This window comes from Frondihabitans sp. 762G35, assembly GCF_002074055.1.
GTDB lineage: Bacteria > Actinomycetota > Actinomycetes > Actinomycetales > Microbacteriaceae > Frondihabitans.
Genome location: NZ_CP014619.1, coordinates 1,930,956 through 1,955,606, shown reverse-complemented (window position 1 = coordinate 1,955,606; position 24,651 = coordinate 1,930,956). Strand labels below are relative to the sequence as shown.

Genomic DNA, 24,651 nt, shown 5'->3' with positions numbered 1-24,651 from the left:
GGCGAGTGGATGGCGGTCGGCGACGGAGGACGACGGGCACCGGGTCAGTCCGGCCATCGGTTAGCGTTCCACACGTGAAGGGATCAGAGCGACGGAGCCGCGCCGCACCTCGAGCGAAGGCGGCGATCCGACTGGGAGCCCTGAACGCCGCCGCTGCAGCCGGTCTGGGACTGACGATCTGGACGTACGCGGGCACGAACGACGGCCCGGCCTGCGAGGTCTCCTGCGGGTCCGGTCCCGACATCGTGGTCGCCCTGGCGACCGGCCTGATCTCGTTGGGCCTCTGGATCATCACCGTCTTTGCCGACGTGGCGGTCCTCATCGGCGGGCAGCCCCGTCGCGACGTGGCGCTCGTGGGACTCATCGTCCTCGTGGCACCGGTGGCGTCGCTCCTCGTCGCGAGCCGGCTGAGCGGATGAGCGGCGGAGCCGGCTGAGCGGCCGAGCGGCGGCGGCTCGAAGACACCCGTCCTCCACAACCCTCGCGCAGCGACCGCCTCTCCACCGACCGCCCGCACGACCGAGGCCACGCGCGTCCGTTCCCCGAGGCTCCTGCCATGAGCGAGCGACAGCGATTCGACAGACCCTGGCCACCCGGCGCCATGGATCCCTTCCAGGTGATGGGACATCCGGTGCGCCGGTACCTCGTGGAACTGCTCGCCGTCTACGAGGCTCCGGCCGGCGAACTGGCCGACATGGTCTGCTCGGCCTACGAAATCGGTTGGCCCGCCGTCACGCGGCACCTCAAGATCCTCCACCGCACCGGCTTCGTCCGGGTTCGGAATGCGTGGCCGAACCGGTACTACCGGCTCGACGACACCGCCATCACGAGGCTGGAGGACCGAGTGGCCGAGCTGAGACGCCTGTGGGACGATCGGCGGGGATCCGGCTATCACGTCCGAGGGGAGCTGCCGGAAGCGCGGTGGCCCCGGCCGCGCTCGCCCGAGCGGCGCGCCGACTCGAATGAGATTGGCCGTATGGGTCCTGGTCTGCAACAATGAGAGGTCGAGTCTGCGGCCACCCGACCCTCTAATCAGGTGGCCGTGCCGATGGTCCGTTGAAGACCGGTCGGCGGCAAGTGACTTCATCAGAGCTTTCGAGCCGAGTGTGCCCCCACGCTCACGGCTAGCAACTCGCCCAAAACAATGCCTACAGGAGAATTGTGGCTGTCAAGATCCGTCTGAAGCGTCTCGGTAAGATTCGCGCCCCGTACTACCGCATCGTCGTCGCCGACTCGCGCACCAAGCGCGACGGTCGCGTCATCGAGGAGATCGGCAAGTACCACCCCACCGAGGAGCCCTCGTTCATCGAGGTCGACTCCGAGCGTGCGCAGTACTGGCTCGGCGTCGGCGCCCAGCCGACCGAGCAGGTCGCCGCCATCCTCAAGCTCACCGGCGACTGGGGCACCTTCAAGGGTGACGCCAACGCCACGAGCACCGTCAAGACCAAGGCCCCCAAGGAGGCCTTCGTCGCCGACGAGAAGAAGAAGCCCGTCCTCAAGCCCAAGGCGGAGAAGCCCGCCGAGAAGGCCCCCGAGGCTCCGGCCGCCGAGGCTGCCGAGTCCGAGTCGACCGAGGCGTAGTCGGTGCTCGCACCTGCACTCGAACACCTCGTCCGGGGGATCGTCGATCACCCGGATGAGGTGCAGGTGTCCTCGAAGACCTCCCCGCGCGGCGACGTGCTCGAGGTTCGAGTCCACCCCGAAGACCTCGGACGCGTCATCGGACGCTCCGGGCGCACCGCCAAGGCGCTCCGCACCCTCGTCACGGCTCTGGCCGACGGGAAGCGCGTGCGCGTCGACGTCGTCGACACCGATTCCTGATCGGGTGGCCACCCCCGCATCCCCCGGAGCCGGTAAGACCGAGCTCCGCGTCGGGCGCCTGACCAAGGCGCACGGCCTCAAGGGCGCCCTCAAGCTCGAGCTCTACACCGACGCTCCCGAGAAGCGCTTCGTGCCCGGGGCCGTGTTCTCGCTCCAGGTGCCCCCCGAGTCGCCCTGGCACGGCAAGACCCTCGAGCTCACGGAGCTCCGCTGGTACAACTCCCACCCCGTCGGCTTCTTCCATGGCGTCGACGACCGCTCCGCCGCCGAGACGCTCGTGAAGGCGATTCTCTGGGTCGAGCACGAGGGCGTCGAAGTCAGCGACGAGCCCGACGCCTGGTTCGACCACCAGCTCGTCGGCCTCAGCGTCCACCGCGACGGAGCCCCCGTCGGCGTCATCGCGCGGGTAGACCACCTGCCGGCGCAGGATCTCCTCGCCGTCGACACCCCGTCGGGCGAAGTCCTCGTGCCGTTCGTCAGCGCCATCGTGCCGACGGTCGATCTGGCCGCAGGAGTCGTCACCGTGACCCCGCCCGTCGGCCTCTTCGAAGAGGTCCCCGACGACGAGCCGGCCCCGGCCGAGACCGACGACACCGCCGAGACCGGCGACACCGCCGAGACCGGCTAGCTCCGCCGTGCGCATCGACATCGTCACGATCTTCCCGGAGTTCTTCGGCGTCCTCGACGTCTCCCTCCTCGGCAGGGCCCGCCAGCAGAAGCTGCTCGACGTCGCCGTCCACGACCTCCGCGACTTCACGCACGACCGTCACCGCACCGTCGACGACACCCCGTACGGCGGGGGAGCGGGGATGGTCATGAAGCCCGAGCCGTGGGGCGAGGCGCTCGACGCGATCCTGCAGGATCCCCCTCCCGGAACGATCGTCGTCGTACCCTCGCCGGCCGGCACCCCGTTCACCCAGGCTCAGGCGCGCGAGCTCGCCCTGGCGCCCCGGCTCGTGTTCACCTGCGGCCGCTACGAGGGGATCGACCAGCGCGTGATCGACCACGCCGCGACCCGCGAGAACGTCGAGGTCCGCGAGGTCAGCCTGGGCGACTACGTCCTCAACGGGGGCGAGGTCGCGGCGATGGCCATGATCGAGGCCATCGGCAGGCTGGTTCCGGGCGTCGTCGGCAACCCGGAGAGCCTGACCGAGGAGAGCCACGAGGACGGCCTGCTCGAGTACCCGAGCTACACCAAGCCCTCCGTGTGGCGTGGGCTCGAGGTGCCCCCGATCCTGCTCGGCGGCAACCACGGGGCGATCGCCTCCTGGCGCCGCGAGCAGCAGCTCGAGCGCACCCGTCGCGTGCGGCCCGACCTCCTGCCCGACTGACGATCCGGCGCTACGACCGCGCGGTCAGGACGAGCGGTCCGTCCGCGGTGATCGCGACCGTGTGCTCGACGTGGACCGTCCTCGATCCGTCCGCGCTCCGCAGGGTCCAGCCGTCGGGATCGGTGTAGATCTCGTCGGTGGACTCCATCAGCCACGGTTCGATCGCGATGACGAGACCCGGTTTGAGGGGGAACCCGCGTCCCGCGCGACCGTCGTTCGCCACGTGCGGATCGCCGTGCATCTCCGTGCCGACCCCGTGCCCGCCGAACTGCAGGTTGACCGAGTAGCCGGCCTCGTGCGCCACCGCCCCGATCGCGGCGGAGATGTCGCCGATGCGCCCGCCGGGCTGCGCGGCGGCGATGCCCCGGGCGAGAGCCTGCTCGCAGGTGGCGATGAGTCGGGCATCCTGCGCGCTCGCCCGACCGCCGACGACGAGGCTGATCGCGGAGTCGGCGACCCAGCCGTCGACCTTGGCCGCGAAGTCGAGGCTGAGGAGATCGCCGTCTCGGAGCGCGTAGTCGTGCGGGAGGCCGTGGAGGACGGCGTCGTTGACGGAGGTGCAGATGACCTTCCCGAACGGGCTGGCCCCGAACGACGGGTGGTAGTCGATGTAGCAGCTCTCCGCTTCGGCCCCGCGGATCATCTCGTGCGCGAGGGCGTCGAGCTCGAGGAGGTTCACCCCGGGGCGGGCGGCATCGCGGGTGGCTTCGAGGACCGAGGCCACGAAGCGTCCTGCCGCTTTCATGGCGTCGATCTCTCCGGGCGTTCGCAGGTCGATCATGCAGCCATTCTTCACCGTCCGCTCGTACGATTCCCACCATGTGGTTGCGACGCGCGTTCTTCTCGGCCCTCTGGGTGGCCTCGATCGTCCTGCCGCTGTGGGTGTTCCTCGGGCGGGCGTTCTTCGGAGCCCCGCTCGGCTACCAGTTCCTGGCGCAGATCGTCCTCGTGCCGCTGCTCTTCGTCGGGCAGGCCGCCGCCGGCGGGATCGTGTTCCTCCGCTCGTCGGTCCGACGCTCGCGCGCCGTCTCCGGTCTCGACGCCGTGCTGCTGGCTCTCGCCTGGGTCGGGCAGCTCGGTATCGGCTTCTTCCTCGTCGACTCGGGGGCGAGGGCATCGACCGCGTCGGCGTTCACCGCCCTGGCGGGGTCGTCGTCGCTGGCGGTCTCGACGGCCCTCTCCGCCGCGTCGATCGTCCTCACCGTCGCGGCGGTCGGCGGTCTGATCGTGGCGGGCGTCTGGCAGGCCGTGCAGGAGGCCCGGGCCGGCGTCCAGCGCGCCCTGGCCGGTCTCGATCCGGCGCGGCGGAGCGCGACGTTCCGCGAGCCGTCCTTCGCGAGCGACCCCGAGCGCACCATCCGCATCACGCCGCGGGCCTGACGGCCTTCGAGGAGTCGACGGCCCTCGCCCGCGCGTAGCGGGGAGCCGTCCGGCTGTGGCACAATAAGCGTTTGTGCCCGCGCACGACTCTGCCACAGGGGAGTCGGCTCTTCACGAGGCACCGGCGCCGCATCATCGGGCGCACTTCCCCTTTACGACGAACCCGCGGTCGACCTGTGGCGGCCCGAGAGAGCGAACCATCATGAGCCACATCCTCGACAGTCTGGATGCCGCGTCGCTTCGCAGCGATGTCCCCGACTTCCGCGCCGGCGACACCGTCAAGGTCCACGTCAACATCATCGAGGGCACGCGCTCGCGCATCCAGGTGTTCCAGGGCGTCGTCATCGGCCGCCAGGGCGACGGCATCCGCGAGACGTTCTGCGTCCGCAAGGTCAGCTTCCAGGTCGGCGTGGAGCGCACGTTCCCCGTCCACTCGCCGGTCATCGACCACATCGAGATCGTCAGCCGCGGCGACGTCCGCCGCGCGAAGCTCTACTACCTCCGCGAACTCCGCGGCAAGAAGGCCAAGATCAAGGAGAAGCGCGACAACTGAGCCGCGCCCTTCACCGAGGCTTCACCCGAACTCCCCGTCCAGTACGATTCTGCGGGGAGTTCGGTGATTAAATGACAGAAGACGCGTCCAGGGCGCACGACGGTTCCGCGAGCGAGGCGCTCCACGGGCGTCGCTCCGCCCGAGAGGTCGACGGAGCCGGTCGGCGACGCGGCGGGAGCCGGAGCAGGACCAAGCGCGGCTCCACGGGCCGTTTCGTCCGCGACATCGTGATCATCTTCGTCGCGGCTCTGATGATCTCGTTCCTCGTCAAGACGTTCCTCGTCCGGTCCTTCTACATCCCGTCGGCGTCGATGGAGAACACGCTCCAGATCAACGACCGCATCATCGTCAACGAGCTCGTCCCCGGGGCGGTCGCCGTGAAGCGCGGCGACGTCATCGTCTTCACCGATCCTGGCGGTTGGCTGAGCGCGGGGGAGCAGCCGTCCTCGACGACGGGCAACCCGGTCGTCGACGGCTTCCAGTGGTTCCTGACGCAGGTCGGCCTCGGGACGCAGGACAGCGGCGACCACCTCGTCAAGCGCGTCATCGGCCTCCCGGGCGACACGGTCTCCTGCTGCAACGACTTCGGGCAGACGACCGTCGACGGTGTCCCGCTCGACGAGCCGTACGTCAAGACGCCGGCGGGCGAGCAGCGGAAGATCCCGTTCTCCGTGACGGTCCCCGCCGGGTCCCTCTGGGTCGAGGGCGACAATCGCGACAACTCGGCCGACAGCCGACTCCAGACGAGCACGCCCTCGAAGGGCTTCGTGCCGATGAGCGACGTCGTGGGTCGCGCCTTCGTCATCACGTGGCCCTCCAGCCGCTGGGGTCTCCTCGACGATTTCCCGAGCGTGTTCCGCGGCACTGGGAGCGCCTCACGATGACGGGCTGCCGGTCGGCCCCCGGCGGTCGCTGATGGCCGTCGCCGATCCGACGCTCGAGATCGAGCGCGGCCTCCACGAGGAGGGGGCCTCGTGGGTCCTCGGGTGCGACGAGGTGGGCCGGGGTGCGATCGCGGGCCCCGTCGCGGTCGGGGTCAGTGCCGTCCTGCCCGACTGCGAGCCGATCCCGGTCGGGCTCCGGGACAGCAAGATGCTCAGCGAGAAGCGTCGCGAGGCCCTGTATCCGGTCGCGCAGAGCTGGTGCTCCGTCTCGGCGGTGGGGCTCGCGGACGCCGGCGAGGTCGACCGGGTGGGGATCGTCGTGGCGCTCGGGCTGGCGGCCAGGCGAGCGCTCGTCCAGCTCCACGAGAGCGGAGTGGGCATCCTGGACTCCGTCGTCCTCCTCGACGGCAGCCACGACTGGCTGACGCCCGCGCTCTCCCGTCCGCCGCGCGTCGTCACGCGGGTCAAGGCCGACCGCGACTGCGCCTCCGTCGCCGCCGCCTCGGTCATCGCCAAGGTCCACCGCGACCGGATGATGATCGCGTACGACGCCGAGCACCCCGGCTACGGCTGGGCCGGCAACAAGGGATACGGATCGAGCGCCCACTACGACGCCCTCCGGCTGCTCGGGCCGTCTCCGATCCATCGGCTCAGCTGGCTGCACTGAGTCGCCTGCGTCGAGCCCTCCGATCGGGGCGAGACGGGTCGCGTCCGGCCGCGAGACGGTGCGTCCGGGGCCGGGCGGGATGCGTAGGATGGTCCCTCGATGGACGACGACGATTTCGAAGACTACGACCGCGAGGTCGAACTGGCGCTCTACCGTGAGTATCGCGACGTGGTCTCGCAGTTCCGGTACGTCATCGAGACGGAACGGCGCTTCTACCTCGCGAACGAGGTGGAGCTGGTCCGCCGCGACACCGAGCACGACTTCTACTTCGAGCTGACGATGAGCGACGTCTGGGTGTGGGACGTCTACCGCTCCGACCGCTTCGTGAAGTCCGTGCGGGTGCTGACCTTCAAAGACGTCAACGTCGAGGAGCTCACGACGCGCGACCTCGAGCTGCCGAAAGAACTCGCGCTCGACGAGTAGCGCCTTCGCCTCTCCTCCACAGGCGACCCGCCGGCAGGCTTTCTCCCCAGATCCCCCGGGACGCCGCGCGGGAGGGCCCCCGTCCGCGAACCTCGTCTCGGAAGGCCGGGAAGTCCCCGGCCCGAGAGGTCGGGATGACGAAGAACGTGGAGCGCGGACGCCGCGGCGAGGAGATCGCCGCCGACTACCTCGAGGGGGTGGGCTACCGGATCCTGCGCCGCAACTGGCGCTGTCGGCAGGGTGAGATCGACATCGTCGCGGCGGAGGGCGACGCGGTCGTGGTCGTCGAGGTGAAGACCCGCTACGGACACGGTGCGGGCCATCCCCTCGAGGCCGTGACCCCGGCGAAGCTCGCCCGACTCCGACTCCTGGCCGGCGCCTGGTTGCTGGAGAACGCGGAGGCGGCCGGTCGATCGATCCAGATCGACGTGATCGGGATCACGCTCCGGCCCGACGGATCGCACGAACTGCTCCACTTCGAGCAGGTCTCCGCGTGAGCGTGGCGCGCACGCGGGTGGTCACCCTCCTCGGGCTCACCGGCTCGGTCGTCGAGATCGAGGCCGACATCAGCGACGGGCTTCCCGGGTTCGTCCTGATCGGGCTCCCGGATGCGTCGCTCGGCGAGGCGCGCGATCGCGTCCGGGCCGCGGCGAGCAATTCGGGATGCCCGCTCCCGCCCCGCAAGCTGACCGTCAATCTCTCCCCGGCGTCGGTGCCCAAGCACGGGTCGTCGTTCGACCTCGGCATCGCCGTGGCGGCCCTGGCGGCCGCCGACCTGGTCGAGTCCGCCTCCGTGGAGCGGGTGGTCCACCTCGGCGAGCTCGGCCTCGACGGCCGGCTCCGTCCGATCACGGGGGTGCTGCCGGCCGTCCTCGGCGCCGCCCACTCCGGGGCGGGCATCGTCATGGTGCCGAGCGCCAACGTCGACGAGGCGTCCCTCGTGCCCGACATCCGCGTCGTGGGGGTGGCGAGTCTCCGTGAGGCCGCGATCTGGCACGGAGGGGCGTTCGAGCCCGTGCCCGTCGATCCGCTCGGGCTCGCTCATCCGTCCCGCGACGCGTCCGTCGTCCCGGAGCTCAGCGACGTGATCGGCAACCCGGTGGCCGTCAAAGCCCTCATCGCGGCCGCCTCGGGCGGACACCACCTCCTGATGGTCGGCCCGCCCGGCGCGGGGAAGAGCATGCTCGCGGCTCGACTCCCGGGCCTCCTGCCCGACCTCGACGTCGACTCGGCGCTGGAGGTGTCGTCGATCCGCTCGCTCTGCGGGCAACCGGTCGCGGGCGACCTCGAGCGCCGGCCGCCCTTCGAGAGCCCGCACCACTCCTGCAGTGCCGCCTCGCTCGTCGGCGGCGGCAGTGCGGTCCTGCGTCCGGGAGCCGCGTCCAGGGCCTCCCGCGGCGTCCTCTTCCTCGACGAGGCGCCGGAGTTCGCACCCGCCGTCCTCGACTGCCTGCGACAGCCTCTTGAATCGGGCGAGATCCAGGTCCATCGGTCGCGCGCGGTGGCGGTCTTCCCCGCGCGTTTCCAGCTCGTCCTCGCCGCCAACCCGTGTCCCTGCGGGCAGTTCGGCTCGCGCGACCTCGCCTGCACCTGTTCCCCGCACGATCGGCGGCGCTACCTCGGGCGGCTCTCCGGCCCGCTCGTCGACCGCATCGACATGCAGCTCCGCGTCGGTCGGATCGCGTCCGCCCAGTTCCGGCTCGCCGCCGACCCGGAAACGCGGACGATCTCCACCGCGGCCGCCCGGGAGCGCGTGCTCGCCGCACGCGAGCGGGCACGGCATCGTCTCCGCGAGACCCCCTGGCGCCTCAACAGCGAGGTGACGGGCATGTTCCTCCGCTCGGAGGCGGTCCGCCCGCCGCTCGGCGTGACGGCGGCGATCGATCGCGCTCTCGAGAGTGGCGCCCTGACGATGCGCGGCTACGACCGCGTGCTCCGCGTCGCATGGACCCTGGCCGACCTCGACGAGGCGGATCGGCCGACGGCCGACCACGTCGCCTCCGCGCTGGCGCTGCGGCGGTCGCTGTGATCGCCGGGCGAGAGGTGGCGGGCTTCTCCGATCGGGAGATCGCCGATCTCCTGGCGCCGCTCCGACCTGCCGCGCCCGATTCGACCGAGAACGCCACTCGGCGCGACGCGTTCGCGGACGCCGTCTGGTCGTGCCTCGTGGAGCCCGGCGATGCGACGGCGGGCGTCCTGCGGTTGGCCCTGGGCCCGGCGGCGGCTCTCGTCGCCCTCGACGAGAGCGACGCCGTCGTCGAACGACGTCTGACCGATGCCGGGGTGCCGGATCCGTCGCGGCTCGGCCTCGCGGCGGCCCGGGCGCGTTGGGCGCCCCGAGCCGTCGAGGGGCGGCTCCGCGGAGCGTTCCGGAGCGCGCGCGTGATGGGGGTCCGTCTCGTCGTGGCCGGTGATCCGGAGTGGCCGGGCGGACTGTCCGATCTGGGGGCGCACGGGCCGGCGGCCCTGTGGGTCCGGGGCGACCCCGGCGTCCTCGTGTCAGGGCCCTCCGTGGCGCTCGTCGGCTGCCGGGCGGCGTCGGCCTACGGCGAGCAGGTCGCCGCGGAGCTCGCCGACGGTCTCGTCTCGCGCGGGTTCGCCGTGCACTCCGGTGGCGCTTACGGTATCGACGGGATGGCCCACCGGGCCGCCCTCGCCGCCGAGGGGACGACCGCCGCGGTCATGGCCGGTGGTGTGGATCGCCTCTATCCGGCGGGCCACCACGACCTCCTGTCGCGCGTCGCCGCGCGCGGCGCCGTGGTCTCCGAGCTCCCCTGCGGGACCTCCCCGAGCCGGTGGAGATTCCTTCAGCGGAACAGGATCCTCGCGGCTCTGACGGCGGCGACCGTGGTCGTGGAGGCGGGGCATCGCTCGGGAGCCCTCAACACCGCTGGCCACGCGGCCGCGCTCGGGCGGCCGCTCGGCGTCGTGCCGGGGCCGGTGACGTCGCCCGCGTCGGCCGGGTGCCACCGGCTCCTGCGCGACGGGGGTGCCGTCTGCGTGACGAGTGCCGACGACGTCCGCCAGCTCGTGATGCCCACGCTCGATCTCGGCGGCGACGCCGGACCACTGCGGCTCCCACCGGAGCAGCTGCGGGTGCTCGACGCCCTGAGCAGTCGACGGCCGCGCGACGAGGCCGCGATCGCCGCCTCGAGCGGGCTCTCGGCCGAGCGGGTCGCCGGCGTGCTGGCGGTCCTGGAGCTCGACGGGCGAGCCGTCGAGGGGGAGGGCGGTTGGCTCCGCGGGCGGGGCTGACGGCGCGCGTCTCCCGCCGACGGCGCCCGGCGTGGCTAGGCTGACCGCGTGACGACGTCAGGGCTCTCCCCGCGGGCCGATTTCACCATCGCCCACCTCAGCGACACGCACTTCCTCGGCGGCCGCCGCCGGTGGGAGGGGGTCGTCGACACCGACGCGCAGATCGCGAGCGCCCTGACGCAGCTGGAGCGCTCCGGGCGACGTCCCGACGCCATCGTCCTGACGGGAGACCTCACCGACCTGGGCGAGCCGGAGGCGTACGCGCGCCTCCGGAGCATCGTCGAACCGGTCGCGGAATCGGTCGGAGCCCAGCTGGTGTGGGTCATGGGGAACCACGACGAGCGGCCGGTCTACGCCAGGGAGCTCTTCGGCACGGAGCTCGCGGGGCCGGCGGAGGACCACCCGCAGGACCGCGTCTACGACGTCCGCGGGCTGCGCATCGTGTCCCTGGACAGCACCGTGCCCGGCTACCACCACGGCGACGTGTCCGCCCCGCAGCTCGAGTGGCTGGCCGGGATCCTCTCGGAGCCCGCCGAGCACGGCACCCTCCTGGCGCTCCACCACCCCCCGATCCGCACGCCGCTCGAGCTCATGAATATCCTCCAGCTGCAGCACCAGGACGAACTCGCCGACGTCGTCCGCGGCACCGACGTCCGGGCCGTCCTGGGCGGCCATCTGCACTACTCGACGTTCGGCACGTTCGCGAGCATCCCGGTCTCGGTCGCCTCGGCGACGTGCACGACGATGGATCTCGCGGCACCCCCGCGCACCCTCTCCCAGGTCGACGGCGCCCGCACCTTCTCGCTCGTCCACGTCTATCCCGACGGCATCACGCACTCGAGCGTTCCCGTCGACGAGGAGGAGCCCGTCGGCCTGCTCGACGAGGAGTTCCTCGCGCGCCTGGAGGCGCTCTCGCCCGAAGATCGCCTCGAGGCGTTCTCGCGCAAGCGCCCGCCGTCGGGCGGCCCGGCGTGACGACGGGGCTCCTGGCCCACGACGCCGAGGAGTTCCTCGCGCACCTGCGTCACGCCCGGGGCCTCAGCGACCAGAGCGTCCGCGCCTACGGCGGAGACCTCGACACCCTCGTCGCATTCGTCCGCGGCAGGATCGACGGCGAACCGGAGACCGCCGGACTCGATCTCGAGACCCTCCGCGACTGGCTCTGGGCGTCGACCGAGCAGGGCCTGGCGCGCTCGACCATCGCCCGCCGGTCGGCCTCGGCGCGCGGGCTCACGCGGTGGCTCCACGAGTCCGGGCGCCTGCCGCTCGACCCGGGTGCAAGACTCCGGGCCCCCAAGGCCGAGAGTCGTCTGCCGCGGGTGCTGACGCGAGCGCAGATCGACGACCTCCTCGACGGGCTGGCGGCGTCTGCGTCGACGGGTGATCCGTCTGCACGGCGCGACCTCGCGGTCGTCGAGCTCCTCTACGGGTCGGGTCTCCGCGTCGGTGAGCTCGTCGGCTGCGACGTCGGAGACGTCGACCTCGAGCGCCTCACCGTCCGCGTCGTCGGCAAGGGGGCGAAGCAGAGGATCGTCCCGTTCGGGGTCCCCGCGGCGGCGACTCTCGGCAGCTACCTGGAAAAGGCGAGGCCGGTTCTCGCTCGCGCCGAGGGGGCCGATGCGACGGCCTTCTTCCTCGGTGCGTCAGGGCGGCGGCTGGGGACGCGCGCCGTCTACTCCCTCGTCGCGCGACTCCTGGAGTCGATCCCCGGGACGGGGCCGGCCGGCCCCCACGCCCTCCGCCACACGGCCGCCACCCACCTCCTCGACGGCGGCGCCGACCTCCGCGCCGTCCAGGAGCTGCTCGGACACGCGAGCCTCGGCACGACGCAGATCTACACGCACGTCTCGACCGAGCGCCTGCGCGAGAGCTACCGGACGGCCCACCCGAGGGCCTGACCCCAGCTCGCCAGACCCCTCCGGACCTCTCGGCTCCGGGCCCCACGTCACCCGGTCCGCGGCCCGCGGAGCCGCGGCGGCCCCGCGCGTCGGCAGCAGCACGGACGGCCGGAGCTCCCCGAGCAGGAGCAGCGGGGAGACGTACTCCCCGTCGATCCGCGCGCCGAGGTGCAGGCAGGATGCCCCACCGCAGTGCCCCGCCTCCAGGACGCCCACCGGCCGGCCCCGCTCCACCGACTCTCCCGCACGAACGGTGGCGGTGACCGGCTCGAAGCTCGACAGGACGCCGTCGGCGTGCTCGATCGACAGGACCGGCCGGTCGACCACGACGCCGGCGAAGTGGACGACACCCGAGTCGGGCGCGAGGACGACGGCCCCGGGTTCCGACCCGCCGACGTCGATGCCCCGGTGACCGGGGGACCACACCTCCTCCGGTCTCTCGAACGGCGTCACGACGGGGTGGGGCGCGGGGAGGGGCCAGCTCCACCGCGGCGTGGGCGTGTCACGCGGGGCAGGTGGCCCGGACGCCGGTGCCGCCGCGGCCAGCCGCGCGTCACCCATCACGCCCCACACCACACACAGCAGGCACATCGCAGCGGCCGCGGCGATCCGGACGACCCCGCGGGCCGTGAGTCTCTGTCGATCCATGCCGTCATCCTGCGGCGGGCGGCGGATCGCGCGAGGAGCGTAGGGTGCTCTCTGTGCACAACGACGCGTGCACGCCAAATGTGGGGGAGTCGTGGTCACGGGTCAGGCTCCCCGTGATGGAAAAGAGATCAGAAGTGTCCGGAGCAACACCACGTCCCCCCGCGAGCGCGAAGCAGCTCAACCGGCGAGTCACCGCGCTGGCCGTCGCCGCAGCCATCGGAGGGTTCCTCTTCGGATTCGACTCGTCCGTCATCAACGGCGCCGTCAACTCCATCACGAAGACGTTCGGCATCCCCGAGGCCGCCTCCGGCATCACCGTGGCCTCCGCCCTCATCGGCTGCGCAGTGGGCGCCTACGCGGGCGGCCGCATGGCCGATCGCTGGGGTCGCATCCGGGTCATGTTCATCGCCTCGATCCTCTTCTTCGTGAGCTCGATCTTCGCCGGCCTCGCCTTCGCCACGTGGGACTTCATCATCTGGCGCCTCGTCGGCGGTCTCGGCATCGGCATCGCGTCGGTCATCGCTCCGGCCTACATCTCCGAGGTGTCGCCCCAGGCGATCCGTGGCCGTCTGGGCTCCTTCCAGCAGCTCGCCATCACGCTCGGCATCTTCGCCGCCCTCCTGTCCGACCAGATCTTCGCCGTGACGGCCGGCTCCGCCGACGCGATGCTCGGCCCCATCCCCGCGTGGCGCTGGATGTTCATCGTCGGTGTCGTCCCGAGCGTCGTCTACGGCGTCCTGGCCCTCCGGCTGCCGGAGTCGCCCCGCTATCTCGCGGCCGAGGGGCGCAACGACGAGGCCCGGGAGGTCCTGAGCCAGATCGTGCCGACCGAGACCGTCGAGACGAGCCTCCACGACATCAACGACGCGATCGAGACCGAGGCCAAGCTCACGAAGAAGTCGAGCATCCGGGGCTCGCGCTTCGGCCTCCAGCCCATCGTCTGGATCGGCATCATCCTGGCGATCTTCCAGCAGTTCGTCGGCATCAACGTGATCTTCTACTACTCGACGACTCTCTGGCAGGCCGTCGGCTTCAAGGAGAGCGACTCGTTCACCATCTCCACGATCACCTCCGTGGTCAACGTCGCGGTCACGTTCGTCGCGATCCTGCTGGTCGACAAGGTCGGGCGGCGGCCGATGCTCCTCGCGGGGTCGATCGGCATGACGGTCAGCCTCGGATTCATGGCGATCGCCTTCAGCCAGGCCGACATCGTGAACGGCAACCCGTCCCTCCCGGGTGCCTGGGGCATCGTCGCCCTGATCGCGGCCAACCTCTTCGTCATCTCGTTCGGCGCGACCTGGGGCCCGCTCATGTGGGTCCTGCTCGGCGAGATGTTCCCGCCGTCGATCCGCGCCGCGGCGCTCGGCGTCGGCAGCGCGGCGAACTGGATCGCCAACTTCGTCGTCACCGTCACCTTCCCGGTGCTCTCGAGCGTGAACCTCACCCTCACCTACGGCATCTACGCGCTCTTCGCCCTCCTGTCGTTCGTCTTCGTCCTGGCGAAGATCAAGGAGACGAAGGGCCGATCGCTGGAGGACATGGGCAAGGACGCCGTCACTTCCACCTCTCGCGCCTGACCGTCTCCGCAGGATGCCCCGGGTCGACGCCCCGAGGAACGCCCCGCTCCCGTTCGGGGGCGGGGCGTTCCGGTGTTACGATGTACCCGCAGTCTGCTCAGCAGGCTGACTTCGCGTGCCCTGCTCCGGTCGTCTCGACCGGACACCACGGCCTCCGCATCCAATCGGTCCCCTCGGTTCTCCGCGGGGCGGATGCGCGCCCGGGCACCAGGCAGAGGCGACCGACCGGTCGTCCATCCAACCGAGAACACGCACGCGATCGCGTGCGAAGAGAAGGAGAACGGCCATGGCCGTCGTCACCATCCGCCAGCTGCTCGACAGCGGCGTCCACTTCGGACACCAGACCCGCCGCTGGAACCCGAAGGTCAAGCGCTTCATCCTCGCCGAGCGCTCCGGCATCCACATCATCGACCTCCAGCAGTCGCTCGGCTACATCGACAAGGCCTACGACTTCGTCAAGGAGACCGTCGCGCACGGCGGCACCATCCTCTTCGTCGGCACGAAGAAGCAGGCTCAGGGTTCCATCTCCGAGCAGGCCATCCGCGTCGGCCAGCCCTTCGTCAACCAGCGCTGGCTCGGTGGTCTCCTGACCAACTTCCAGACCGTCTCGAAGCGCCTCGCCCGCATGAAGGAGCTCGAGGAGATCGACTTCGACGACACCACGCAGGGCTTCACCAAGAAAGAGCTTCTGATCAAGAAGCGCGAGCTCGACAAGCTGCACAAGACGCTCGGCGGTATCCGCAACCTCACGAAGACGCCGTCGGCCCTCTGGGTCGTCGACACCAAGAAGGAGCACCTCGCGATCGACGAGGCCAAGAAGCTGGGCATCCCGGTCATCGGCATCCTCGACACGAACTGCGACCCCGACGAGATCCAGTTCCCGATCCCGGGCAACGACGACGCCATCCGCTCCGTGGGCCTGCTCACGCGCATCGTCGCCGACGCCGCCGCCGAGGGCCTCATCCAGCGTCACCAGAAGCCCGAGGAGGGCGAGCAGCCCGTCGAGCCCCTGGCCGAGTGGGAGGCCGAGCTCCTCGCGCAGGACGCCGCGTCCGAGACGACCGACGCTGCTGCGCCGGCCGCCGAGCCCGCCGCTGCCGAGCCCGCCGCTGCCGAGACGGCCGTCGTCGAGCCCGTCGAGGAGAACGACGCCGACGCGCAGGTCGCCGGGAAGCCCCTGGGCGACCCCGTCGCCGAGCCGGTCGCCACGCCGGACGCCGAGACCGCTGCCGCCGTCGACCCCGACGCCGCCGCGATCGACGCCGAAGCCGCCTCCAAGTAATTCCCCTTTTTCAGCAAGCCAGATCCACGAAAGGTGGGCACAGCCATGGCCAACTACTCACTCGCCGACGTCAAGGTTCTCCGTGACCGTCTCGGCGCGGGCATGCTCGACAGCAAGAACGCTCTCGTCGAGGCCGACGGCGACCTCGACAAGGCGATCGAGATCCTCCGCGTCAAGGGCCTGAAGGGCGTCGCCAAGCGCGAGGGTCGCACGACCACCGCCGGCCTCGTCACGGCGAAGGAGGGCGCGGGCTCCGCGACCCTCATCGAACTCGCCAGCGAGACCGACTTCGTCGCGAAGAACGACAAGTTCATCGCTCTCGCGGAGACCGTGCTCGACGCGGTCGCCGCGTCCGGCGCGACCGACGCGGAGTCCGGCAACGCGGCTCCTGCCGCCGGCCAGACCGTCGGTGAGCTCGTGAACGACGAGGCCGCCCTGCTGGGCGAGAAGGTCGAGCTCCGCACGGTCGCCTCGGTCCCCGGCGAGCAGTTCGCGATCTACCTGCACAAGACCTCCAAAGACCTGCCCCCGCAGGTCGGCGTGGTCGTGGGCTACACCGGCGGCGACGCCGAGACGGCCCGCTCCATCGCGCAGCACATCGCCTTCGCAGCGCCGAAGGTCCTGAGCCGCGACGAGGTCCCCGCCGAGGAGGTCGCTCGCGAGCGCGCCATCGTCGAGGAGACCGCGAAGAACGAGGGCAAGCCGGAGGCGGCGCTGCCCAAGATCATCGAGGGTCGCCTGACGGGCTTCTTCAAGGAGATCGCCCTGCTCGACCAGCCCTACGCGAAAGACTCGAAGCTCTCCGTGGAGAAGGTCCTGAGCGACGCCGGCATGACCATCTCGGGCTTCGCCCGGGTCAAGGTCGGCTCCTAGCAGCACTCGAACGGGGCCCGAGACGATCCGTCGTCTCGGGCCCCGTTTTCTGCGCCCGGGTTCCGACGCGAACACGGGGCACCACGAACTGGATAACCTGGCGGAAGCCATCACCGAGGGAGACGACCGATGACCACTTCGAAGACCACACGCAGGCGCGTCCTCCTCAAGCTCTCGGGAGAGGCCTTCGGCGGCGGCTCCCTCGGCGTCAACCCCGACGTCGTGTCGGGGCTGGCCAAGGAGATCGCCGAGGCCTCGTCCGACGTCGAGGTGGCGATCGTCGTCGGCGGCGGCAACTTCTTCCGCGGCGCCGAGCTCAGCCAGCGCGGCATGGACCGGGGGCGGGCCGACTACATGGGCATGCTGGGCACGGTCATGAACGCTCTCGCCCTCCAGGACTTCCTGGAGCAGGCAGGAGCCGCGACACGCGTCCAGTCCGCGATCGCCATGACGCAGGTGGCCGAGCCGTACATCCCGCGTCGCGCGGGGCGTCACCTCGAGAAGGGTCGCATCGTCATCTTCGGTGCCGGCGCCGGCCTGCCGTACTTCTCGACCGACACGGTCTCCGCCCAGCGCGCCCTCGAGATCGGCGCCGACGAGGTCCTCGTGGCCAAGAACGGCGTCGACGGCGTCTACACGGGCGACCCGAAGAAAGACCCGTCGGCGATCAAGCTCGACCGCCTCACCTACCAGGAGGCATTGGTCCAGGGGCTCAAGGTCGTCGACTCGACGGCGTTCAGCCTCTGCATGGACAACGGCATGCCGATGCACGTGTTCGGCATGGAGGGCGAGGGGAACGTCGCCCGCGCCATCCGGGGCGAGCGCATCGGCACGCTGGTCAGCAACTGAGCTCGCCCTCCCGGGTAAGCTTCCCAGAGACCTAAGGAGCATTGTGGCGATCACTGACGTACTGACCGAGACCAAAGACAAGATGGGCAAGGCCGTCGACGTCGCGAAAGACGACTTCAACACCGTCCGGACCGGCCGCATCAACCCGGCGCTCTTCCAGAAGATCCCGGTCGACTACTACGGCACGCCGACCCCGCTGGCGCAACTCGCGTCGCTGCAGGCGCCGGAGGCACGCACGCTGATCGTGACGCCCTACGACAAGTCGGCTCTCAAGGAGATCGAGAAGGCCATCGCGACCTTCCCGAACCTCGGTGCCAACCCGAGCAACGACGGCACCATCGTGCGCGTGACGATCCCCGAGCTGACGCAGGACCGCCGCAAGGAGTTCGTCAAGATCGTCCGCTCGAAGGGCGAGGACGCCAAGGTGGCGATCCGCAACATCCGTCGCCGCGCGAAAGACGACCTCGACGCGCAGAAGACCGAGGTCGGAGACGACGAGGTCGCCCGCGCCGAGAAGGAGCTCGAGACGATCACGAAGAGCTACGTCGACCAGATCGACGAGGCGCTGAAGCGGAAAGAAGCGGAGCTCCTCGAGGTCTGACGGCTCCGGGTCATCACACGTGAAAGACGATTCAGGGCGAGACGTTCCCCCCGCCGGCTCGCGGCGAGCCGACTTCGATGCGCGGGCGCAGGCCGCCAGGCATGATCTCGAGGCGCAGCTGCGCGCTCAGCGCGACCGGCTCGAAGCGCGCAATGTCAAGCTGACGGAGCGCACCGGGCGCAACCTTCCGGCCGCGATCGGCATCGGCGTCGGCCTCGGCGGGTCGGTCCTGCTGAGCCTCGTGCTCTTCAAGCCGCTCTTCATGATCGTGGCGGCCATCCTGGTGGTCTTCATGGTCATCGAGTTGACGAGCGCTCTGCGGTTCGCCGGGCGCGACGTGCCCCGCGTCCCCAGTGCCATCGTCGCTCTCGCGGTCGTGCCCTTCGCCTACTTCTACCGGGCGGAGGGGCACTGGCTCGCCCTCCTCGGCGGCATCGTCGTCGTGACGCTCTGGCGTCTCGCGACGGAGCTCGCCCCCGGCAAGCGGACCGGAGCCGTCGACCTCTGGCGCGACCTCGCCGCCGGGGCATTCGTCCAGATCTACACGACCTTCCTCGGCACGTTCCTCGTGCTCCTCGCCGCCCAGGACGGCGGGCAGTGGTGGGCGCTCGGCTCCCTCATCGTCGTGATCGCGGTCGACACGGGTGCCTACGCGACGGGGCTCAACTTCGGCAAGCACCCGATGGCCCCGCGCATCAGCCCCAAGAAGACGTGGGAGGGTTTCGCCGGATCGGCCGCCGCGGCGATGATCACGGGTGTCCTGATCTCGCTCTTCATGATCCACGAGGCCTGGTGGCTCGGCCTCATCCTCGGTGCGGTCCTCACGATCACCGCGACGGTCGGCGACCTGACGGAGTCGCTCATCAAGCGCGACCTCGGCATCAAGGACATCTCCACGTGGCTTCCGGGCCACGGAGGCTTCCTCGACCGGCTCGACAGCACGCTGCCGTCGGCGGTGGCGGCGTACGGCCTCTACCTGATCTTCGCGCACTGACGCGAGCTCGCGCGCCCCGCGCATCCCGCACGACTCTTTGCGGCACAATGGGCGCGTGAGTGCGACATTTCCGAAGGTGACCGGGTCCGAGCGCGGCTACGACGTCGAGCAGGTCGAGACGTTCCTGCAGGAGGCGCGGAGCGCGTACGCGGGTGAGGCGGACGCCCGGAGCATCGACGCGGAGAGCATCCGACACACCGCCTTCTCGATGGTCAAGGGCGGCTACGCGCCGCAGCACGTCGATTCCGCCCTCGAGCGGCTCGAGGACGCCTTCGCCATGAGGGAGCGGGAGCGCGTACTCCGTCAGACCGGCGACGAGACGTGGTTCTCGGAGGCCCGCGAGCTCGCGGAGGCCATCGTGCAGCGGCTCGAGCGTCCCGCCGGCCACCGCTTCGACCGGGTCTCGTTCCTGACGACGGGCTATCACCCGAGCGACGTCGACGCGTTCGTGACCAAGCTCCGCGGGTATTTCTCGGAGGGTCGGCCCCTCAGCATCGAGGACGTCCGGACGAGCGTCTTCCGTCCCCGGCGGGGCGGCTACCGCGAGGGTCAGGTCGACCTCGTCCTCGACAGCGTCGTGGATGTGATGCTCGCCGTTCGGTGAGGCGCCTTGGCAGTCCGTGATCCTTCCGTTACACTCGGAGAACTTATGGGCAGGCACGCGGCAGTTCACGTATCCGGTAAAAGTCGTCCCTCGCGCGGCACCATCGCGACAGGGGCGGGACAACACACCCGGTCGGCGACCGAGCGACCCCGGGCGGCACAGCCCGTGCGGCGTCTCCCGCAGCCGGCCGCCTCGAGCGCCCGTGTAGCGGCTCCGGCCTCGTTCCGGAGCTCGGTGCTCCGCAGCAAGCGCGTGGTCCTTCCGATGGTCGGCTTCGCCGCGAGCTTCGCGTTCGTCTCCGCCTCCCTGGTCAACCCGCTGTCGGGTGCCTACGCGGCCACCCCCGACGCCTCGACGGTCGTGGCTCCGGCCGGGACCGCCCGTGCAGTCGCCGGTCAGACCTTCACCGTCGCGGCGGGCAGCAGCGTCTCCGCCGCCCGCGACGCCTACACGGTCAACTACACGCCGCCCGTCGTCGTGAAGCCCAAGGTCGTCGCCGCCGCGCCCGTCGCCGATGCGACCGCCACGGGATCGGGCGCCGCCGTCCAGTCCGCCGTCGTCGCTGCCCCCGCGGCCGCCGCTCCCACGCCGGGCAGCGCGCAGGCGATCGGCGCCCAGCTCGTCGCCGCGCGCGGCTGGGACTCCTCGCAGTTCAACTGCCTGGTGTCGCTCTGGAACAGGGAGTCCGGCTGGAACGTCTACGCCTCCAACCCCTCCGGCGCCTACGGCATCCCGCAGGCCCTCCCGGGCAGCAAGATGGCCTCCGTCGGTGCCGACTGGCAGACGAGCGCCTCCACCCAGATCACCTGGGGCCTCAACTACATCCAGGGCCGCTACGGGAACCCCTGCGGCGCCTGGGCGCACTCCGAAGCCTTCAACTGGTATTGATCGGCACGCGTCCTCCGCATCCCGGGGGGCGTCCTGGCGTCGATAGGGTGGACTCATGCCCCGAAGCAACCGACCTCGCAGCAGCCGATTCGGGCCGAGGCGTGACGATTCCGAGGGCTCGGATCTCTCGCGCGTTCTCTACGGCGGTCAGCACGTGGAGTCCCGGCGGGGCCGCGACTTCGTCGTCCAGGCCATAGCCGGCACGTCGTCCACGAAGTCGTACGTCTGCCCGGGGTGCGAGTTGACGGTCGCTCCCGGCACGCCGCACATCGTCGCCTGGCGCGCCGACGGCCTCTTCGGCGAGGAGGCCGACCTCGCCGCTCGCCGTCACTGGCACACCCACTGCTGGAGGATCTCGTGACCGACCCGTCCGTCGAGGTGAAGGGCGGCGTCCTGCTGCCCGCCGTCCGCACCGACATCGAGCTGCAGACCTCCGACGGTCTCACGCTCGTCGGCGAACTGGCCGTCCCGGTCGACCGGGAGCCCGTGGCCACTCTGCTGACCCTGCACCCTCTGCCCACGGCCGGCGGCTTCATGGACAGCCATGTGCTCCGCAAGGCGTCGGCCCGGCTCCCGGCGCAGGCCGACCTCGCCGTCCTCCGGTTCAACTTCCGCAGCGCCTCGTCGCCCCGGGGCCGGTCGGAGGGCGAGTTCGGCGACGGCGAGACGGAGCGGTTCGACCTCGCCGCAGCGGTCGCGTTCCTCCGCGAGCGGGGGCTCCCGACCCCGTGGCTGGTGGGCTGGTCGTTCGGCACGGAGGTCGCCCTGAAGCACGCACTCGAGCACGACATCGCGGGCGCGATCCTGCTCTCGCCTCCACTCCGTCGCGCGCGCCCCGACGAGCTCGCGCGCTGGGCAGGCTCCGGCAGGAGGCTCGTGGCTCTGATCCCGGAGTTCGACGACTTCCTGCGGCCCGCCGAGGCGCGCGAGAGGTTCGCCGCGGTGCCCGAGACGGAACTGATCGAGGTGGAGAACGGCAAGCACCTGTGGGTCGGCGAGAACCAGACCCGGCGTGTTCTCAGCGAGATCGTCCGCGTCGTCAACCCGCGGGCCCTGCCGCTCGGCGAGACCTGGCCGGAGCCCGGCTCGGAGCGTTAGCGGGCGTTCTGCCTCGGTATGACCACCTCGCGCACGATGAGGAGCACGGCCGCAGCGACGGGGACGGCGATCAGTGCTCCCAGCACGCCCAGCAGCGTGCCGCCCACGAGCGCCGAGATGATGACGATGACGCCGGGCACCTTGACGGCCTGGCGCATCACGCGGGGAGCCAGGATGTAGGCCTCCACCTGCATGTAGACCAGGTACCAGATCGCCAGGAAGATCCAGGTGGCGGGGCTGAGCGGCAGGAGCGCGACCTGGGCGAGGACGATGATCGCCGCGGCGCTGACGGTGCCGACGAGGGGGATCAGTGCGCCGATGAACGCGATGAAGGCGAAGAAGGCCGGGAGCTGGGCTCCTGCGATAGACAGGACGACGAAGCTCAGGACACCGTTCAGGAGCGCCAGGGCCACCTGGCCGATGACGTAGCGGCCGACGGAGCGGCTGATCGCATCGGAGAGCCGGGCGAACTCCGAGCGGTTCGACTTCGGGACGAGCTGGTAGAGCCCGCCCTTCATGCTGTTGAGCGACGCCATGAAGTAGAGCGTGAGGATGAGCACGACGATGGTGCCGGCCACCCCGTTGCCGATGGCGACGCCGACGGCGAGCACGCCGCCGCCGATGGCGACGACGTTCTTGGGATCGGTGAGGAAGCCGATGACGCCGTTCAGGGCGTCTTGCACGTTGAAGACGCTCTCGGGGACCAGCGACTGCAGGTTGTCGACGAACTGCTTGGCCGTGACGCTCTGGAGGTAGGTCGCCAGGTTGTTCACGAGGTCGGTCGTCTGGCTGATGATCGTGGGGACGATCGCGAACACGACGCCGACGAAGGCCAGCAGCACGGCCACCATGACGATGGTGATCGCGAGGGGGCGCGGCAGCTTGCGGTTCTCGAGCCACTGGACGACCGGGTCGAGGCCCAGCGCCAGGAAGAGGGCGACGCCGCAGTAGGTGAGGATCGTCGAGAGCTCGCCGATGGCGGCTCCGATGACGACCGCGCTCAGGACGCCGAGCCCGCCGAAGAGGCCGAGCCGGTAGGGGTTGTGGATTCTCACTCGGGGGAGACCTGTTCGATCTGGCCGACCATCCCCCGGAGGTTCTCGAAGTAGGTGGCGACGGATTCGCGTTCGCGGGTGATGTCGGCGAGGCGCTCCTCCGCGTCTCCGATGATGTCACGGGCGCGGCGTTCCGCGTCGGACACGAGGAACTCGGCGCGGCTCTCGGCGTTGCGGAGCGTCTCGCTGCTGACGCGGTCGGCGTCGGAGCGGATCTTGCGCGCGTCGTTGTAGGCGCTCTCCTCGGCCTTCCGTGCCTCGCGCCGCTTCGTCTCGGCGCGCTGGGTCACCTCGGCGAGCTGCGCGTTGGCCTCGTCGAGGAACGTCTGCGTCTCGGCCACGGCGTCGTCGTGCCGCTGCACGAAGTCCTGCTCAGCCTCGTCTCGGCGCTGGGCGAGCTCGACGTCGAGGTCGCGACGACGGGTCTCGGCCTCGGCGGCCAGTTCTGCCGCCACGCGCTCGCGCTCGGCCGCGATCTCGGCCTCGAGGGTCTCGCGCTCGTTCCGGAGCCGAGCGCGCTGCTCCTCGTCGTCGTGCGCGAGGCGGGCACGGGTCTCGGCGAGGTCGGCGGCGAGATCGGCGTGGGCTCGGTCGGCCTCGTCCTGGAGTCGTGCGGCCTGCTCGGCGGTCTCTCTGGCGAGGCGCTCCCGCGTCTGCTCCACATCGCGCTCGATCTGCTCCCGGGTCTGGCGGGTGGTGCGCTCGATCTCCTCGCGGCTGGCCAGTCGGGCGGCCTCGATGTCGTGGTGGGCCTCCTCGACCTCGCGGTCGAGGTCGGCTCGCGTGGTCTCGGCCTCGCGCTCGAGAGCGAGCCGCGTGGTCTCGGCGTCGTTCGCGAGGGCGGCGCGGGCTGCGCTGATCTCGCGCTCCAGCTCGGCGCGCTGGTTGTCGCGGTCGTCGTCGAGTTCGGCGCGGGTGTTGAGCACCTCGCGATCGAGGTCGGCCCGGCGGGCCTGGATCTCCCGCGCGAGCTCGGCGCGGGTCGTCTCGTCGAGGCGGGCGAGCTCGTCGCGGACGGTGCGGCCCTCGTTGTCGAGATCGGCCCGCTGGCGCTCCGTGTCGCTCGTGAGGAGGGCCCGGAACTCCGCGGTGTCGCGGGCGAGCGTGGCGGCCTCGTCGCGAGCGGCGGCGAGGTCGGCGTCGACCCGCGAGCGCAGTTCGGCGACCTCGCGCTCGGCTTCCGCTCGGAGGGCGGCGGCCTCTCGTCGGGCCGTCGAGAGCGCCTCGGCGGCCTCGGTGCTGGCCGTCGTCCGCGTCGCGGCGGCGTCCCGTTCGGCGTCCTCGATCATCGCGGCGGCGTCGGCGCGGGCGCGGGACACGAGCCGGTCGGCCTCTCCCGTCGACTCCTCGATCTGGGCCGCGGCGCGACCGCGGGCGTCGTCGAGGATGTCGGCGGAGCGCTCGTGAGCCTCCTCGACCGCGCGCTGGGCCTCGGCCGAGGACGTGGTGCGCAGCTCGCTCGCCTCGCGTTCCGTCTTCGCGATGAGGTCGTTCGACTGCTCCTCGGCCAGGCGGAGCGTGTTCTCCAGTTTGGCTCCGAGCCCCTTGTAGCTGGGGTGCCCGACCTCCTCCAGCTCGTCCTCGAGCGCCTCGATGCGCTGAGCGAGCTGACGGGTCTCGTTCGCCGACTCGGCGCGATCGGCGTTCGCCTTGATGAGTTCGCGGCGCAGCTCGTTCAGGGCCTTGTCGACCTCTTCTTTGCGGTACCCGCGGAGTTCGGTTCCGAATTCAGCCTCGTCAGTGGCCACGATGTCTCCCTGGTGGTGCGCGGCCCGGACGTCTGGCAGGGCGCGCGCGGTAGCGGTGGGGGAGTCCGCCGCCGAGTGAGGGCGAACCTCCGCATTTTAGCGGGATACGGCGGCTCGGGCGGAGGCTAGGTTGCTCTCAGAGACGTCGGCTATCCTGAACCGTCTTAAATTCGCTGCCGCCAGATCCCGGATGGTGGCACGAAGGGAGAAAAAGCGTGCGTT

The 24,651-nt window shown here is 70.7% G+C and carries 29 protein-coding genes and 1 pseudogene; 26 read left to right on the top strand and 4 right to left on the bottom strand.

Annotated elements, in window-relative coordinates; translation table 11 throughout:
• Nucleotides 1-74: 74 nt before the first annotated feature.
• The 6 genes from AS850_RS09370 to trmD all read left to right on the top strand — a co-directional run bounded on the left by AS850_RS09370 (nt 75) and on the right by trmD (nt 3,152).
• Nucleotides 75-419 carry a hypothetical protein gene (locus AS850_RS09370; RefSeq protein ID WP_119868874.1) on the top strand — a complete coding sequence of 115 codons (345 nt, stop codon included), beginning with the start codon at nt 75-77 and terminating at the stop codon, nt 417-419.
• 137 nt (nt 420-556) lie between these two features.
• Nucleotides 557-1,000: an ArsR/SmtB family transcription factor gene (locus AS850_RS09365; protein WP_123955481.1), complete on the top strand. Its 444-nt coding sequence runs from the start codon at nt 557-559 to the stop codon at nt 998-1,000.
• A gap of 161 nt (nt 1,001-1,161) precedes the next feature.
• A complete protein-coding gene (rpsP, locus tag AS850_RS09360; RefSeq protein WP_119868872.1) occupies nt 1,162-1,581 on the top strand; it encodes a 30S ribosomal protein S16 in 420 nt (139 codons plus the stop codon).
• Between the two features lie 3 nt (nt 1,582-1,584).
• A complete protein-coding gene (locus AS850_RS16685; RefSeq protein ID WP_216819718.1) occupies nt 1,585-1,821 on the top strand; it encodes an RNA-binding protein in 237 nt (78 codons plus the stop codon).
• Between the two features lie 4 nt (nt 1,822-1,825).
• Complete coding sequence (gene rimM / locus AS850_RS09355) at nt 1,826-2,449, top strand: ribosome maturation factor RimM (protein WP_216819716.1); 624 nt, start codon at nt 1,826-1,828, stop codon at nt 2,447-2,449.
• A 7-nt stretch (nt 2,450-2,456) separates the two neighbouring features.
• A complete protein-coding gene (trmD, locus tag AS850_RS09350) occupies nt 2,457-3,152 on the top strand; it encodes a tRNA (guanosine(37)-N1)-methyltransferase TrmD (RefSeq protein WP_119868870.1) in 696 nt (231 codons plus the stop codon).
• 10 nt (nt 3,153-3,162) lie between these two features.
• Here trmD and map read toward each other — a convergent pair whose 3' ends face one another.
• The gene (map, locus tag AS850_RS09345) at nt 3,163-3,933 is read right to left on the bottom strand and encodes a type I methionyl aminopeptidase (RefSeq protein WP_119868869.1); all 771 of its coding nucleotides are present in this window, start codon (nt 3,931-3,933) and stop codon (nt 3,163-3,165) included.
• 38 nt (nt 3,934-3,971) lie between these two features.
• Between map and AS850_RS09340 the strand changes: the two genes are divergently transcribed.
• From AS850_RS09340 to AS850_RS09295, 10 genes are all read left to right on the top strand, one after another.
• Nucleotides 3,972-4,532: a hypothetical protein gene (locus tag AS850_RS09340; RefSeq protein WP_119868868.1), complete on the top strand. Its 561-nt coding sequence runs from the start codon at nt 3,972-3,974 to the stop codon at nt 4,530-4,532.
• A 202-nt stretch (nt 4,533-4,734) separates the two neighbouring features.
• Entirely contained in the window at nt 4,735-5,085 is a 351-nt protein-coding gene (rplS, locus tag AS850_RS09335) for a 50S ribosomal protein L19 (RefSeq protein ID WP_119868867.1), read from the top strand.
• A gap of 71 nt (nt 5,086-5,156) precedes the next feature.
• Complete coding sequence (gene lepB / locus AS850_RS09330) at nt 5,157-5,969, top strand: signal peptidase I (protein ID WP_119868866.1); 813 nt, start codon at nt 5,157-5,159, stop codon at nt 5,967-5,969.
• A gap of 31 nt (nt 5,970-6,000) precedes the next feature.
• Nucleotides 6,001-6,636: a ribonuclease HII gene (locus AS850_RS09325; RefSeq protein ID WP_119868865.1), complete on the top strand. Its 636-nt coding sequence runs from the start codon at nt 6,001-6,003 to the stop codon at nt 6,634-6,636.
• A gap of 99 nt (nt 6,637-6,735) precedes the next feature.
• The gene (locus AS850_RS09320; protein ID WP_119868864.1) at nt 6,736-7,059 is read left to right on the top strand and encodes a DUF2469 family protein; all 324 of its coding nucleotides are present in this window, start codon (nt 6,736-6,738) and stop codon (nt 7,057-7,059) included.
• A gap of 134 nt (nt 7,060-7,193) precedes the next feature.
• Complete coding sequence (locus tag AS850_RS09315) at nt 7,194-7,556, top strand: YraN family protein (RefSeq protein WP_119868863.1); 363 nt, start codon at nt 7,194-7,196, stop codon at nt 7,554-7,556.
• Nucleotides 7,553-9,088, top strand: a complete 1,536-nt coding sequence (locus tag AS850_RS09310; RefSeq protein ID WP_119868862.1) for a YifB family Mg chelatase-like AAA ATPase — start codon at nt 7,553-7,555, stop codon at nt 9,086-9,088. Before AS850_RS09315 ends, AS850_RS09310 begins: the two co-directional genes overlap by 4 nt.
• Nucleotides 9,085-10,314, top strand: a complete 1,230-nt coding sequence (gene dprA, locus AS850_RS09305; protein WP_236940669.1) for a DNA-processing protein DprA — start codon at nt 9,085-9,087, stop codon at nt 10,312-10,314. The genes AS850_RS09310 and dprA overlap by 4 nt, the downstream gene beginning before the upstream one ends.
• A 48-nt stretch (nt 10,315-10,362) precedes the next feature.
• Entirely contained in the window at nt 10,363-11,289 is a 927-nt protein-coding gene (locus AS850_RS09300; protein ID WP_119868861.1) for a metallophosphoesterase, read from the top strand.
• The gene (locus AS850_RS09295) at nt 11,286-12,212 is read left to right on the top strand and encodes a tyrosine recombinase XerC (RefSeq protein ID WP_119868860.1); all 927 of its coding nucleotides are present in this window, start codon (nt 11,286-11,288) and stop codon (nt 12,210-12,212) included. The genes AS850_RS09300 and AS850_RS09295 overlap by 4 nt, the downstream gene beginning before the upstream one ends.
• A 144-nt stretch (nt 12,213-12,356) precedes the next feature.
• Here the strand turns inward: AS850_RS09295 and AS850_RS09290 are convergent.
• Nucleotides 12,357-12,773 (bottom strand): annotated as a pseudogene (locus tag AS850_RS09290) (peptidoglycan DD-metalloendopeptidase family protein); the annotation flags it as partial.
• Between the two features lie 203 nt (nt 12,774-12,976).
• Here AS850_RS09290 and AS850_RS09285 point away from each other — a divergent pair.
• From AS850_RS09285 to AS850_RS09240, 10 genes are all read left to right on the top strand, one after another.
• The gene (locus tag AS850_RS09285) at nt 12,977-14,437 is read left to right on the top strand and encodes a sugar porter family MFS transporter (protein ID WP_119868859.1); all 1,461 of its coding nucleotides are present in this window, start codon (nt 12,977-12,979) and stop codon (nt 14,435-14,437) included.
• A gap of 286 nt (nt 14,438-14,723) precedes the next feature.
• Nucleotides 14,724-15,719 (top strand): 30S ribosomal protein S2, encoded by a 996-nt coding sequence (rpsB, locus tag AS850_RS09280; protein ID WP_119868858.1) that lies wholly within the window; start codon nt 14,724-14,726, stop codon nt 15,717-15,719.
• Between the two features lie 45 nt (nt 15,720-15,764).
• Nucleotides 15,765-16,592 (top strand): translation elongation factor Ts, encoded by an 828-nt coding sequence (gene tsf, locus AS850_RS09275; RefSeq protein ID WP_119868857.1) that lies wholly within the window; start codon nt 15,765-15,767, stop codon nt 16,590-16,592.
• A 129-nt stretch (nt 16,593-16,721) separates the two neighbouring features.
• A complete protein-coding gene (gene pyrH, locus AS850_RS09270) occupies nt 16,722-17,441 on the top strand; it encodes a UMP kinase (protein WP_119868856.1) in 720 nt (239 codons plus the stop codon).
• A gap of 82 nt (nt 17,442-17,523) precedes the next feature.
• Nucleotides 17,524-18,042: a ribosome recycling factor gene (gene frr, locus AS850_RS09265; RefSeq protein ID WP_216819906.1), complete on the top strand. Its 519-nt coding sequence runs from the start codon at nt 17,524-17,526 to the stop codon at nt 18,040-18,042.
• 19 nt (nt 18,043-18,061) lie between these two features.
• Complete coding sequence (locus tag AS850_RS09260) at nt 18,062-19,036, top strand: phosphatidate cytidylyltransferase (RefSeq protein WP_119868854.1); 975 nt, start codon at nt 18,062-18,064, stop codon at nt 19,034-19,036.
• Nucleotides 19,037-19,091: 55 nt separating this feature from the next.
• Nucleotides 19,092-19,640: a DivIVA domain-containing protein gene (locus AS850_RS09255; protein WP_119868853.1), complete on the top strand. Its 549-nt coding sequence runs from the start codon at nt 19,092-19,094 to the stop codon at nt 19,638-19,640.
• A 234-nt stretch (nt 19,641-19,874) separates the two neighbouring features.
• Entirely contained in the window at nt 19,875-20,528 is a 654-nt protein-coding gene (locus AS850_RS16810; RefSeq protein ID WP_236940667.1) for a lytic transglycosylase domain-containing protein, read from the top strand.
• A gap of 55 nt (nt 20,529-20,583) precedes the next feature.
• A complete protein-coding gene (locus AS850_RS09245; protein WP_119868852.1) occupies nt 20,584-20,889 on the top strand; it encodes a hypothetical protein in 306 nt (101 codons plus the stop codon).
• A complete protein-coding gene (locus AS850_RS09240; protein ID WP_173795188.1) occupies nt 20,886-21,626 on the top strand; it encodes an alpha/beta hydrolase in 741 nt (246 codons plus the stop codon). The genes AS850_RS09245 and AS850_RS09240 overlap by 4 nt, the downstream gene beginning before the upstream one ends.
• Here AS850_RS09240 and AS850_RS09235 read toward each other — a convergent pair.
• Together AS850_RS09235 and AS850_RS09230 are read right to left on the bottom strand one after the other, a co-directional pair.
• Complete coding sequence (locus AS850_RS09235; RefSeq protein WP_119868851.1) at nt 21,623-22,681, bottom strand: AI-2E family transporter; 1,059 nt, start codon at nt 22,679-22,681, stop codon at nt 21,623-21,625. The two genes, AS850_RS09240 and AS850_RS09235, sit on opposite strands and share 4 nt — an antisense overlap.
• On the bottom strand, nt 22,678-24,429 hold the full coding sequence (locus tag AS850_RS09230; protein ID WP_119868850.1) for a DivIVA domain-containing protein: 1,752 nt from the start codon (nt 24,427-24,429) through the stop codon (nt 22,678-22,680). Before AS850_RS09230 ends, AS850_RS09235 begins: the two co-directional genes overlap by 4 nt.
• Between the last annotated feature and the right edge of the window lie 222 nt (nt 24,430-24,651).